12 protein-coding genes are annotated in these 12,816 nt (G+C 48.3%); 8 read left to right on the plus strand and 4 right to left on the minus strand.

Annotated elements, in window-relative coordinates; genetic code table 11:
* The first annotated feature begins 143 nt into the window (after window positions 1–143).
* Window positions 144–2,543 carry a tetratricopeptide repeat protein gene (locus KEF85_RS03250; protein WP_215583294.1) on the plus strand — a complete coding sequence of 800 codons (2,400 nt, stop codon included), beginning with the start codon at window positions 144–146 and terminating at the stop codon, window positions 2,541–2,543.
* 149 nt (window positions 2,544–2,692) lie between these two features.
* The gene (gene ylqF / locus KEF85_RS03255) at window positions 2,693–3,592 is read left to right on the plus strand and encodes a ribosome biogenesis GTPase YlqF (RefSeq protein ID WP_215583295.1); all 900 of its coding nucleotides are present in this window, start codon (window positions 2,693–2,695) and stop codon (window positions 3,590–3,592) included.
* Window positions 3,593–3,604: 12 nt separating this feature from the next.
* Here the strand turns inward: ylqF and nadA are convergent, their stop codons facing one another.
* The 3 genes from nadA to KEF85_RS03270 form a co-directional block, all read right to left on the minus strand.
* Window positions 3,605–4,702 (minus strand): quinolinate synthase NadA, encoded by a 1,098-nt coding sequence (nadA, locus tag KEF85_RS03260; RefSeq protein ID WP_215583296.1) that lies wholly within the window; start codon window positions 4,700–4,702, stop codon window positions 3,605–3,607.
* 126 nt (window positions 4,703–4,828) lie between these two features.
* Window positions 4,829–6,619 carry an aspartate--tRNA ligase gene (aspS, locus tag KEF85_RS03265; RefSeq protein WP_215583297.1) on the minus strand — a complete coding sequence of 597 codons (1,791 nt, stop codon included), beginning with the start codon at window positions 6,617–6,619 and terminating at the stop codon, window positions 4,829–4,831.
* A gap of 209 nt (window positions 6,620–6,828) precedes the next feature.
* Entirely contained in the window at window positions 6,829–7,098 is a 270-nt protein-coding gene (locus KEF85_RS03270) for an FmdB family zinc ribbon protein (RefSeq protein ID WP_215583298.1), read from the minus strand.
* A 110-nt stretch (window positions 7,099–7,208) separates the two neighbouring features.
* Here KEF85_RS03270 and pyrC point away from each other — a divergent pair, with 110 nt between their 5' ends.
* The 5 genes from pyrC (at window position 7,209) to hemJ (ending at window position 11,514) form a co-directional block, all read left to right on the plus strand.
* Window positions 7,209–8,243 carry a dihydroorotase gene (pyrC, locus tag KEF85_RS03275; protein WP_215583299.1) on the plus strand — a complete coding sequence of 345 codons (1,035 nt, stop codon included), beginning with the start codon at window positions 7,209–7,211 and terminating at the stop codon, window positions 8,241–8,243.
* Window positions 8,244–8,264: 21 nt separating this feature from the next.
* On the plus strand, window positions 8,265–9,872 hold the full coding sequence (locus KEF85_RS03280; protein ID WP_215583300.1) for an ArnT family glycosyltransferase: 1,608 nt from the start codon (window positions 8,265–8,267) through the stop codon (window positions 9,870–9,872).
* Window positions 9,873–10,047: 175 nt separating this feature from the next.
* On the plus strand, window positions 10,048–10,773 hold the full coding sequence (locus KEF85_RS03285; protein WP_215583301.1) for a glycosyltransferase family 2 protein: 726 nt from the start codon (window positions 10,048–10,050) through the stop codon (window positions 10,771–10,773).
* Window positions 10,766–11,044 carry a lipid-A-disaccharide synthase N-terminal domain-containing protein gene (locus tag KEF85_RS03290; protein WP_215583302.1) on the plus strand — a complete coding sequence of 93 codons (279 nt, stop codon included), beginning with the start codon at window positions 10,766–10,768 and terminating at the stop codon, window positions 11,042–11,044. The genes KEF85_RS03285 and KEF85_RS03290 overlap by 8 nt, the downstream gene beginning before the upstream one ends.
* Before the next feature lie 44 nt (window positions 11,045–11,088).
* Window positions 11,089–11,514 carry a protoporphyrinogen oxidase HemJ gene (gene hemJ / locus KEF85_RS03295; protein WP_215583303.1) on the plus strand — a complete coding sequence of 142 codons (426 nt, stop codon included), beginning with the start codon at window positions 11,089–11,091 and terminating at the stop codon, window positions 11,512–11,514.
* Between the two features lie 123 nt (window positions 11,515–11,637).
* On the opposite strand, the gene KEF85_RS03300 is transcribed toward hemJ, so the two are convergent.
* A complete protein-coding gene (locus tag KEF85_RS03300; RefSeq protein WP_215583304.1) occupies window positions 11,638–11,781 on the minus strand; it encodes a hypothetical protein in 144 nt (47 codons plus the stop codon).
* A 15-nt stretch (window positions 11,782–11,796) separates the two neighbouring features.
* On the opposite strand from KEF85_RS03300, the gene gap reads away from it, so the two are divergent.
* Window positions 11,797–12,810 (plus strand): type I glyceraldehyde-3-phosphate dehydrogenase, encoded by a 1,014-nt coding sequence (gene gap / locus KEF85_RS03305; protein WP_215583305.1) that lies wholly within the window; start codon window positions 11,797–11,799, stop codon window positions 12,808–12,810.
* Window positions 12,811–12,816 lie beyond the last annotated feature (6 nt).

Consider the following 12,816-nt stretch of genomic DNA (forward strand, 5'->3'; position numbering starts at 1 on the left):
GCACTGCGGCATCATGCCGCAGTTTGTTGTCGGCTGAGTGGCATGGAAAGGTAGACTGTGCCTAAGGTAAATGGGATAAAATAGCTAAGTAGGAAAAATAGTTCAATAAACATAACCCAAACTTAAGCAGTATTGAGATTTACATGAAAATTAAACAAACGATTCTAAGAAACTTGGGCATAGTTGTGCTGGTCACTGGTTTAGTGGCTTGTGACAGCGCGGAAGAGCGTAAAGAAAAATATAAGGAAGAAGGTAAAGAATATCTGGCATCCGGCGATTACGACAAAGCGGTTCTGGCCTTTAAAAATGTACTACAGATTGATCCTAAAGACTGGGAAAATCATTATCTGATAGGCGAAGTATTAAGCAAACAAGGCAAAATTGAAGGCGCATTCCGGGAGTATTCAGGGGTAGTAAGCCAGGATGAAAATCATGTGATGGCACGGGTAAGGGTAGGACAATTGTTATTGTTAAACCGCGATTTACCAGGCGCCATCAAAATGGTAGACGAAGCGTTGGCCAAACAGCCGGACAATCTGGAAGCTCTGGTACTTAAAGCCGGTACCGAAGCGGCCTCCAATAATAGCGATGCGGCCATTACCACCATTGAAAAAGCTTTGCGGATTAGCCCTAATGATGTGTCCGCTACTTTGATGCTGGCTTCTATTTATGTCAGAACCGACCGCTTGGATAAAGCCATTAACTTGCTGCAAGCGGCTTTGGAAAAACAAGCCGATAATATCCCCCTGCATTCTATGTTAGTAGGTTTGTATGGCCGTAACCATCAGCTTGCCGATGCCGAAAATGAATTGGTAAACATAGTTAAATTAAAGCCTAAAGAATTGCAATACCATAAAAATCTGGCTTTGTTTCAGTTAGCTAATAATCAACCCGATAAAGCTGAGGCCAGCTTACGGGCTGCCGTGGAAGAACTGCCGGATAGTGATGCCGCCAAAGCTTTGCTCGTGGATTTTCTGGTGGAAAAACGCAGCCCGGATATTGCTATCGCCGAGTTGTTGCCGATGATAGAAAAAAAACCGGAAGCGTATGAGCTGAAATTTAAACTGGTTAATGTTCAGTTGGCCAAAAAAGATGTGGATGGCGCCGAAGCTACATTAAAAGAAATTGCGGAACAGGATAAACACGGGCCTAGTGGAATTACTGCACGCAATAAATTGGCCACCATGTATTCACAAAGCCGACGTGTTGATGAAGCCAAAGTGCTGATCAAAGAAGTGCTGGAAGCCAATCCACGCGATACTGAAGCCTTGAATCTGCGCGGACAATTCAGTTTGGCTGAAAATAAAATACCGGAAGCGATTTCTGATTTTCGTTCCGTGTTAGTCGATCAGCCCAATAATGTGGGTGTGTTGAAAATGCTGGCTGCAGCCCATCTGCGCAATAATGAAGAATCCCTGGCCCGTGAGAACATGGAAAAGGTGGTGGCATTAAAACCGAATGATGAAGTGGCTCGACTGGATTTATCCAGCCTGTTATTAAAAGCTGGGCAAAAAGAGCAAGCCAGACAGCAAATTGAGGGTTTGATAAAAGAAAATCCCAAAAGCATTAAAGGTTTGGAAGCCTTATTCAAATTTTATATTGTCGATAAGCAATGGGATAAGGCGCAGGAAACAGCTAAACGGGTTGAACAGCTGGATAGCAAAGATCCTACTGGTAATTATATGTCCGGTCTGGGTTATCAAGCGGCCAATAAACTGGAAGCGGCTGTCGAATCTTTTCAACAGGCAGTTGCTAAAAAACCTGATGCTATTGAACCACTGAATGAATTGATCAAAACCTATATGGTTTTAAAGCAGGATGATAAGGCTATCGCCAAGTTGCAGCAGGTGGTCAAGCAGCAGCCCGATCATATTATCGCCTACAATTTATTGGGCGGTGTGTATTTGAGCGAGCAAAAATACGCGGAAGCGCGTAACGCATTTTTGAAAGCTCAGGAAGTCAAACCAGACTGGTATGTCACTTACCGGAGTTTGGCCTTGATTGAATTGAGCCAAAAAAACCGTGCTGAAGCAATCAATATCCTTAAACAGGGTATCAGTAAAACCAAAGGTTCATTGGAACTGGTAGTGGATCTGGCGCGTTTGTATCAGGCGGAAGGCGATCACACCAAGGTATTGGCTTTGTATGAAGAATCATATAAAGCCCACCCTGATTCGGTGCTGGCAATTAATAATCTGGCCAGCTATATTTCCGATTATGCCGCCACTCCGGAAAATCTGGAACGCGCCGCCAAATTGGCCGAGCCGTTGTTAAAAATCAATAATGCCAGCCTGATAGACACGGTGGGCTGGATTGCCTACAAACAGGGTAATTTAGCTAAAGCCAAAGAAGACATTATCAAAGCTTTGGAACTGGAGCCAAATTCACCAATCAGCCATTATCATTTAGGTATGGTATTGTATAAATTGAATGATAACAGCAAGGCAGCCGAGCATCTGCAAAAATCAGTCGATGCCAAACTGCTGTTCGAAGGCCTGGAAGAAGCCAAAGAAGTGCTGAAAAAAATCCAAAACGGCAAATAACAGCCGACCCACCACCCTGCCGGGCTACCCAGTTGTAGCCCGGCAGGGTGGTTTACCGTTTCTGCAAAGCCGGAAGTCCCGGTTAATTTATTCAATCTAGTCTGAAGCTTGCATCGCAAGCGCAGCTGTACAGCTATCCATAAAAATCAATGCAAATTCAGTGGTACCCCGGTCATATGCACAAGGCCAATAAAGAGATCAAATCCAGTTTGCCGGATGTTGATTTATTGATCGAAGTGTTGGATGCCCGTATTCCGTTCAGCAGTCAAAATCCGCTGTTGGCGAAGTTGCGCGGTGACAAGCCCACCATCCGGGTGTTAACCAAAACCGATCTGGCCGACCCAGCCATTACCCGCTTATGGCAAGATTTTCTGGAGCAGGAGCAAGCTGTCAAAACCTTGGCGGTTACCACCAAGCACCCCGACAAGATTCGCCAGATTCTGGATTTATGTGCCCGCATGTTACCGGAAAAAGCGGCGGCCAATAAGGTGATCCGCACTATGATCGTCGGCATCCCTAATGTCGGTAAATCCACCATCATCAATGTATTGGCCGGTCGCATCATCGCTAAAACCGGTAATGAGCCGGCAGTCACCAAACAGCAGCAACGCATTAATCTGAAAAACAATATTGTGTTATCGGATACGCCCGGCGTGTTATGGCCCAATCTGGAAAGCCCTTATTGCGGTTATCGGCTGGCGGTTACCTCGGCGATTAAGGATACTGCGTTTCAATATGATGATATCGCCTTGTTTGCGCTGGAATATTTGTTAAAAAATTATCCGGATCAGTTGCAACAGCGTTATCAATTGCCGGAATTGGCGAGAGAACCCTTAACCGTGCTGGAGGCAATTGGCTTAAAACGCGGCTGTTTGCGTGCCGGTCGTCAGATTGATCTAAACAAGGCGGCCAAATTGTTTTTGACCGAATTAAGAGCGGGTGGACTAGGGTCTATTAGTCTGGAAACCCCGGAAATGATAGTTGTGGAATTAATGGAGCTGGCGACAACCCGCGAAGAAAAAGCGGCCAGAAAGGCCGCCCGGAAATGAGTGTATAAGCTGTTAGGATGCGTTCAGCATAGCGTCCAGCGCCTGCTTGGCATAACTGGCGGTTTGTGTATCGACTGAGATGCGGTTGACCACATGGCCGGCTGCCAGATTTTCCAGTACCCAGGCCAAATGCTGGGGATCGGTGCGAAACATAGTGGAGCACATGCTTAAGGTGGGTGCCATAAAATGCACCTGCTTGCCCTGAGCTTTACATTCCTGATTCAGCCGGTTGACCAGATTCAGCTCGGTTGCTACCAGCCAGCGGGTATGGTCTGGCGCTTCCCGGACAATTTTTAGAATGGTTTCCGTGGAGCCGATATAGTCGGATTTTTGGCAGACTTCAAAACAGGCTTCCGGATGAGAAATCACCAAGGTTTCCGGGTAGCGTGCCAGGAAATCATCTATCTGTTCCGGCTGAAAAGCCTGATGCACGGAACAAAAGCCTTTCCATAAAATAATTTTTGCCTCACGGATCTGTTGTTCGCTCAGACCGCCCTGGGGTTTATTGAAATCCCAAGTCACCATTTGTTCCAGTGGGATGCCCATTCGGTACCCGGTATTGCGGCCCAGATGTTGATCAGGGAAGAACAACACTTTTTCGCGTTGGGCAAAGCTCCAGTTCAGGATTTTTTCGGCATTAGAGGAAGTACAGACGATGCCACCATGTTCTCCGCAAAAACCTTTTAAATCCGCAGCGGAGTTGATATAGGTTACTGGCGTGACGGTGTTTTCCACGTCAATGATTTGCGCCAGTTGCTCCCAGCATTGCTGCACTTTCACTTTATTGGCCATATCGGCCATAGAGCAACCGGCAGCCAAGTCCGGCAGGATGGCGATTTGCTCGGGGCGCGATAAAATATCGGCCACTTCCGCCATGAAATGCACCCCGCAAAATACAATATACTCGGCCGCTGATAAGGCCGCTTCCCTGGATAATTTCAGTGAATCACCGTAAATATCGGCGTGTTTAAAAACTTCATCACGCTGATAATGATGGCCCAGAATAATACAGCGTGAACCGAGTTTTGCCTTGGCTGCGCTGATGCGGCTATCGCATTCGGCATCATCCAGCAGGGCATAAGCGTGTATGGGTAAAGCAGTGGTGGTCATGGACTAACCTTCTCACAGTAAGCACTAAAACCGGCTGGCACAGCCAGCTGGACAATTGTGGTCATCACCGGCCCGGCGCTTGTTAGTGCGCCGGATCGGTATATCAGCCTGTCGGCAGACAAAAAATTAATGAGCTTTTTCGTCTTTGCCATCCGGCTTACGCAGTCTGATGCCTAATTCCTTTAATTGTTCCTCGCTGACTGGTGCCGGCGCATTGAATAAAGGGCAGGCTGCTGTCTGAGTTTTTGGGAAGGCTATCACATCGCGGATCGAGCTGGCGCCTGTCATCAACATCACCAGTCTGTCCAGACCAAAAGCAATCCCTCCGTGAGGTGGCGCACCGTATTTCAGCGCATCCAGCAGGAAGCCGAATTTTTCCCGTGCTTCCGCTTCACTAATACCCAGGATTTTGAACACAATTTGCTGCATTTCGGTGCGATTGATCCGGATGGAACCGCCGCCCACTTCAGTACCATTCAGCACCAAGTCATAAGCCCTGGATAATGCCGTGCCGGGGGTGGCTTGCAATTCTTCGGGTGAACAGCTGGGGGCTGTAAACGGATGGTGAATGGCACTGAAACGCTGGGCTTTTTCATCCCAGGCGAACATCGGGAAATCCACCACCCACAATGGTTTCCAGTCGCCGGTCAGCAGATTTCTGTCCAGGCCCAGTTTTACCCGTAAAGCACCCAGCGCTTCATTGACGATGTGAGCTTTATCGGCACCAAAGAAAATCAGATCGCCGTTTTGAGCGCCCACTTTTGCCATGACTTTGGCCCAGACTTCATCGGGGGCAAACTTGACGATAGGCGATTGCAGGCCTTCGCTGCCGGCACTGAGATCGTTGACTTTAATATAAGCCAGACCTTTGGCGCCGTAAATGCCGACAAATTTGGTTAATTCATCAATATTGCTGCGGCTTAAATCACCGCCTTCAGGTAGACGCAATGCCACCACCCGGCCTGCCGGATCATTGGCCGGACCGGAAAATACCTTGAAATCCACTTCACGCATTTCATCGGCAATATCCACCAGTTCCAGCGGAATCCGCAAATCAGGACGGTCAGAGCCAAAGCGGCGCATCGCTTCAGCATAAGTAATCACCGGAAATTTTTCACCGAGATCGACATTGATAATATCGGCAAACAGGCCGCGGATCATGGTTTCCATGATATCCATGATGTTCTGTTCGCTCATGAACGAGGTTTCGATATCCAGTTGGGTAAATTCCGGCTGGCGATCGGCGCGCAAATCTTCGTCGCGGAAGCAGCGCACGATTTGATAATAGCGATCCATGCCGGCAATCATCAACAGCTGTTTGTAGAGCTGCGGTGATTGGGGCAAGGCAAAAAACGCATTTTGATGGGTGCGGCTGGGCACGATATAGTCGCGCGCACCTTCGGGGGTGGCTTTGGTTAAATACGGTGTTTCAATTTCAAAAAACTCGTTAGCATCCAGAAATTGACGCAGATAACGGCTGACATCGCGGCGCACTTTCATTTTTTGTTGCATGACGGTGCGACGCAAATCGATATAGCGGTACTTGAGCCGGGTTTCTTCATTAACCTCGATATCGCTTTCCAGCGGGAACGGCGGGGTTTCGGATTCATTAAGCACTTCAATATGCTTACCCAGCACTTCAATCTCACCGGTACCGATATTGGCGTTTTGGGTACCTTCCGGGCGATTACGCACTATGCCTTCAATACGGAGTACATATTCGCTACGGACATGTTCGGCAATGGCAAAACTGTCGGCAGCATCGGGATCAAACACCACCTGAACCAAGCCGGCACGGTCGCGCAAATCAATAAAAATAACCCCACCGTGGTCACGGCGGCGGTGTACCCAGCCACACAAGGCAACGGTTTGACCAAGATGTTGGGTGTTCAGTTCTCCACACTTGTGGCTACGCATAATGTTTCTCTAGATGGTAAGAAGATTTTTGGGCTGTGTTCAGGCAGTCCGGGTTATTTTTCTGGGCAAGACCAATTTGTCTGTCTGGCAATCTCATGCGCTGTCGCAGCCTATTCAGCTGTGCCGATAAGCCGGTTTCGGAGGGCAAGGCTAGGCAGTTGGCCATTAAAAGCCGGTAACTGCCGGATTCCGCATGGATAGACAACGAGTTAGTGGCAAGCGCAACTACCGCTGCAACTTTTGCTGGCGGTGCTGGTTTCCGCAGGTTTCGTGTCGCCTGCTACATTCTTTTTGGTGCCGCTCTTAAAATCGGTTTCGTACCAGCCGGCACCTTTCAGACGAAAGCCGGCAGCAGAAATTTTCTTTTTCAATTCAGCTGCATCGCAGGCGGGGCAAATGACTAAAGGTTCTGCGCCCAGTTTTTGTAAAGCTTCATGCACGTGTCCGCAGGCATTGCATTGATATTCGTAAATAGGCATCTGCTTCTCCAAATTAAAGCGTAATAACAGTTTACTAAGGGTTGATGTTTAATTTTTCAAGACCCTTGGTGATAGAATAAAAATACTATTTTAATAGAAACGTAGCCCTAATGGATAGAATAAGCATTATACAGCCCGATGATTGGCATTTACACCTCAGAACCGGCTCTGTTTTAAACGCCGTTTTGGCGCATTCTGCCGCCCAGTTTGGTCGCGCCATCGTCATGCCTAATCTGCGTCCTCCGGTGACTACTGTGGCACAGGCTCAGCAATATCGTGCGGAAATTTTAAACGCTTTGCCGGTTGATGCTACATTTCAACCGCTGATGACTTTATACCTGACCGGAGCGACCTCTGCTGAAGAAATAGCCGCAGTGGCTGCTGCAGAATTCGTACACGGCTTCAAACTATATCCGGCAGGTGCCACCACCAATTCTGAGCATGGTGTTGCTGATATCCACAAAGTTTATCCGCTGTTTGCGCAGATGGAAAAGCTGGGTGTACCGCTGTTGCTGCATGGTGAAGTCACAGACAGCGATTACGATATATTTGATCGGGAAAAAATCTTTATTGATACTCACCTTACTGCTATTACCCGAGAATTTCCAGCGCTGAAAATTGTTCTGGAACATTTAACAACCCAGCAAGCCGTGGAGTTTGTCAGTGCCGCCAATATCAATGTTGCCGCCACGATTACCCCGCAGCATTTAAAATTTAATCGCAATGCCATGCTGGCCGGCGGGATACGCCCGCATTTCTATTGTTTGCCTATCCTGAAGCGGGAGACCCACCGTTTGGCCTTGGTGGCGGCGGCGACCAGCGGCAATGCCAAGTTTTTTCTCGGTACCGATAGTGCGCCACATTTAACCGGTCTTAAAGAAGCCGCCTGCGGTTGCGCCGGTTGTTATAACGCGCCGGTGGCGTTGGCCTTGTATGCAGAAGTGTTTGATCAGGCCGGAGCATTGGATAAACTGGAAGGCTTTGCCAGTTTTTATGGCGCGGATTTTTATGGTTTGCCGCGTAACACCCAACGTATTACCCTGCAAAAACAGCCCTGGAGGGTGCCGGATGCCTATCCGCTTGGGGCGGATACCATTACGCCGTTGCTGGCTGGTGAATCTTTAAGCTGGCAACTGGTTGCGTGATAAAGCGCTTGGCCGCCGTTGATGGATAAGCTAAGCGATACAGCCAGACAGCGTTTGTACGGCTGGGGAATTTGGCCGCTGTGGCTGCTATTGACCACCAGCCTGGTTTTTCGCAGCATTATTCCCATTGATGAAACCCGTTATCTGAGTGTGGCTTGGGAAATGTGGCTGCGCAACGACTTCCTGGTGCCGTATCTAAACGGCCAGCCCTACAGCCATAAACCGCCCTTATTATTTTGGTTGATTCAAGGCGGCTGGGTGGTGTTTGGCCTGAACGAATGGTGGCCGCGTTTAGTTGGCCCCGGCTGTGCGTTAATCAATCTGTGGCTGAGCCGTAAATTAGCGTATAGATTGTGGCCGGATGCGCCTGAAGTCGGCTTGCTGACGCCGTGGATTTTAATCGCCACGCTGCTCTGGACTTTATTTGCCACAGCCGCCATGTTTGACATGCTGCTGGCAGATTGCGTGCTGTTGGCCATGTTGGGACTGTTGGTCTTTAATCAAGGCCAGAGCGGAAAAGGCAGCCTGTATCTGGCTGTGGCTATCGGTTTGGGCCTGCTGGCCAAAGGCCCGGTGGTATTGCTGCACATCCTGCCGGTGGCTTTGTGGCTGAATTTTTGGCGGGGTGATTCCAAAATGGCGCCGAATTGGCTGGCTTTGCCCTGCGCTTTACTGGCCGGTATTGGTTTGGCTTTAGCTTGGGCTGTCCCGGCCGCCACATTCGGTGGGGCAGATTATGGCCAGGCCATCTTCTGGCATCAGACTGTGGATCGCACCATAGGCACCGAGATACACGCTCGGCCGTTTTACTGGTATGTGCTGTTTTTGCCGCTGATTTTGTTTCCCTGGCTGGTCTGGTCACGGCTCTGGCAAAGCAGCCTGACAGTGCCTTGGCGGGCCGATCCCGGCCTTCGGTTTTGTCTGGTCTGGTTGCTCGGTGGGTTTAGCGTATTTTCCATATTGCCCAGTAAGCAAATACATTATCTGATTCCACTGTTGCCGGCATTTGCCTTATGGGTGGCCAGAATCATCAGCCGGCCCCATGCCCATGCAGATACCGGTGTTGACAAGATTATACCGCTGGCTGTTGCCGGTATTGGTCTGGTGTTAATACTACTACCCTATCTGCCGGGCTTATCCAAACTGCATTGGACCCAAACCATTCAGCCCGGTTGGGGGCTGGCCGTATTTAGCATTGCGGTGTTGCAATTTTTGATTGTGCGCCTTAGCGGTAAACTTTCCTTACTATATCTGGCGGTGAGTATAGTAGTCGCCATTGTGATTAGTTTTCGCTGTTTTTTTCAGTATAACGGCGCGGCTTATGATTTAAGGCCGGCGGCAGAACATTTAAAACGCCTGAACGAACAACATATCCCCTGCGTGTTTATTGGCAATTATCAAGGTCAATTGCATTTTCTGGGGCGTTTAAGTCAGCCCCTGGCAACCATTAACGCTAGCGAAATTATTGAATGGGCTCGCCGTCACCCGGAGGGTTATCTGATTTCTTTGGAAAAAAACCAGCCCACTGCCGTTGATTATCTGCAGCCACATCGAGAATCTTGGCTGGTATTCAGAATGGCTGGCCGATTAACTGGTCCGCAGCTCTGGGCAAATCAAAAGTTGTGGTAATTTTATCCGGCGTGCTTATAGGCACCCGTCTGTTAAAGGCGGGAACCTGGGGGCCGGTATCAAGTCAATAGCCGGAGCTGAAGTCGTTGCAACGCTTAACACCTGCATCGCCAAAATTAAATGTTTGTATTGGGGCGTTTGCTATAATTGAAGGCTTTTTCAAGTTTTTGGGTTTATGAAAATTTCTGTAGTAGTGCCGGTTCGAAATGAAGCCGAAAATGTCGAAACACTGATAGCGGAGATTGATCAGGTATTAAATTCGCTGGAAGGTTATGAAATGATTTTTGTCGATGACGGCAGTAGTGACGATACCGTGGCCAAGTTGCAGAGCCTGCTGCAAAACTATCCGGCATTGCGAGTCTTAAAACATCGGCATAACTGTGGTCAGAGTCGAGCTATCCATAGCGGTGTGCAGGCCGCGCGATTTAGTTGGATAGCCACACTGGATGGTGACGGTCAGAACGATCCCGCTGATATTCCGGCCCTAATTGAAATTTGTCAGCAGCGTAATGATGATCAATTGTGGATGCTGGCCGGGTTTCGGCATCAGCGTCATGATACCGGCTGGCGGCAGTTTTCGTCCAAATTTGCCAATAGTGTGCGTCAGGCGATTTTACATGATCACACGCCGGACACCGGCTGCGGTTTGAAGTTATTCAGACGTGACCGCTATTTGAGTTTGCCTTATTTTGATCACTGTCATCGGTTTCTTCCGGCATTGATGCTAATGACCGGCGGGGAGGTGATTTCGGTCAAGGTCAATCACCGCATACGCAGATTCGGCAAATCCAATTATGGTACTTTGGATAGATTGCTGGTCGGCATTGTCGATATGTTGGGCATGATGTGGCTAAAAAAACGCTATAGTTTGCCGGTAGTGAGTGAGGTAACACGTGGATAATGATAGTTTGTGGCTGGCATTCGGCTTTTTCGGGCAGGCCTTATTTTCGGGGCGCTTTGTGGTGCAATGGTTGGCTAGTGAACGTAAAAAGCGTAGCGTGATACCGGTATTGTTCTGGTATTTCAGTATTCTGGGCGGTATTACCCTACTTATCTATGCCATCCATAAAAATGATCCGGTGTTTATTTTTGGGCAAGGCATCGGCTTGCTGATTTATTTTCGCAATCTGTATCTGATCTTGCGTTATCACAGTCCGGAATTGTCCGAATAGCTTAGTCACCAAATGGTGCCGACAATAATATTTAAGAGGGTAATATGCTCTGGTTAAAAGCCTTACATTTAATTTTTATGGTGACCTGGTTTGCCGGTTTATTCTATTTGCCGCGTTTGTTTGTTTATCACGCCATGAGTGATGACAGCATTAGCCGGGAGCGCTTTAAGGTCATGGAGTCCAAATTGTATTTCGGCATCATGACGCCAGGCATGATATTAACCCTGGGCTTTGGTGTTTACATGCTGGTTGATTATGCCTGGACACTTTATTCCGGTAGCTTATGGCTGCATTTAAAGCTTGGGCTATTGGCCTTGCTGGTGGCTTACCATTTGTATTGCTGGAAATGGCTGCTGGATTTTAAACATGACAGAAACACCCGCAGTCATGTATTTTTTCGCTGGATTAATGAAATCCCGGTGCTATTCCTACTGGCTATAGTTTTCCTGGCTGTACTTAAACCGTTTTAGCCCATTGCTTGAAAAAGTCGTGCTTATACCAGACAAATTCGGCTAACTGGCTGTACTGGCTAAGCTTAAGGTAGACGCTGCAGGCTGCGATTTGCTACAATACCCCAAATTTTATGGGTTCCATTAAAAAATAATAGCCGGAAATTCCTTGATGGGTAGACTGTCTCGGCGGTCTGCACAGATCAAGGTTCTAAATGGCAACAAATTTATGTTTTGCTCGCCCGGAAACATGAACAGCGCATCTCGATACAAGTCTTTCACACTCATTTCGGAGAAAACTCTATGGCAATTAAAGTTGCAATTAACGGATATGGTCGTATTGGTCGCAACGTTCTGCGCGCCTTATACGAATCAGGTCGTACCAATGAAATTCAGATCGTGGCGATAAATGATTTAGGCGATTCCAAAACCAACGCCCACTTGACCAAATTTGATACCGTTCACGGCCGTTTCCCTTTCGAAGTTAGCGTCGATGGTGATTATATCGTGGTTAATGGCGACAAAATTCGGGTTCTGGCAGAACGCGATCCGTCCAAATTGCCTTGGGCAGAATTAGGCATTGATGTTGTTCACGAATGTACCGGTTTTTTTACCAGTAAAGCCAAAGCTTCAGCCCATATTCAGGCCGGTGCCAAAAAAGTCATCATTTCCGCACCAGGCGGCAACGATGTCGATGCCACCATCGTTTTTGGTGTTAATGACAGTGTTCTGAAAGCGTCAGATACCGTCATCTCCAACGCCTCTTGCACCACCAACTGCTTGGCGCCGCTGGTTAAACCATTAATCGACAGCATCGGTGTTGATCATGGTTTGATGACCACTATCCATTCCTACACCAACGACCAGGTGTTGACTGACGTCTATCATACCGATTTACACCGTGCCCGTTCTGCAACTCAATCCATGATTCCTACCAAAACCGGTGCAGCTGCAGCGGTAGGTTTGGTACTGCCGGAAATGCTGGGCAAACTGGATGGTTTTGCTATGCGCGTACCGACTATCAACGTCTCTGTTGTGGATTTGACTTTCCAGGCTTCCAGAAACACCACTAAGGAAGAAATCGACAGCGTACTGCGTGCAGCTGCTGCCGGTCCGCTTAAAGGCATTCTGGCTATCAATGACGAGCCTTTGGTCTCTTCCGATTTTAACCACAATCCGCATTCATCCATTTACGAAGCGTCCTTAACCAAGGTCATCAGCGGCAACTTTGTTAAAGTATTGTCCTGGTACGATAACGAGTGGGGTTTCTCAAACCGGATGCTCGATACTACCGTCGCCTTATTCAACGCCAAATAAAGGGTA

The sequence above is a fragment of the Methylomonas paludis genome (genome assembly GCF_018734325.1).
GTDB classification, from domain to species: domain Bacteria; phylum Pseudomonadota; class Gammaproteobacteria; order Methylococcales; family Methylomonadaceae; genus Methylomonas; species Methylomonas paludis.